Origin of the sequence: Microbacterium karelineae (assembly GCF_009745985.1) — a bacterium.
GTDB classification, from domain to species: Bacteria; Actinomycetota; Actinomycetes; order Actinomycetales; family Microbacteriaceae; genus Microbacterium; species Microbacterium karelineae.
Genome location: NZ_WFIX01000156.1, coordinates 1 through 250, shown reverse-complemented (window position 1 = coordinate 250; position 250 = coordinate 1). Strand labels below are relative to the sequence as shown.

Genomic DNA, 250 nt, shown 5'->3' with positions numbered 1-250 from the left:
ATCCGTACAGGTTAGAAACCGTCAGCGTGGGGCGCGTACTGGTGCCTTTGCCATTCAGTTCAAAACCGCTCCCCTGAATGGGATACGGCTGATACTGTCGCCCCTGCCAGGTGACCGGCTCACCTTTTTCGTTCTGCTCATTACAGAAAAAATAACGTTCTCCACCGACCTCTGTCAGGTCGATTTCCCAGAGCACCACGCTGGCCGACTGCTCCGCACGGGTGCATTCATTCAGTGTTTCCTGCCGGAT

The 250-nt window shown here is 55.2% G+C and carries 1 protein-coding gene; it reads right to left on the bottom strand.

Annotated features, from left to right (window positions below; translation table 11 throughout):
- Nucleotides 1-250, bottom strand: a 250-nt coding sequence (locus GB932_RS01420) for a phage minor tail protein L (protein ID WP_202601297.1), incomplete at both ends; no start/stop codon positions are given.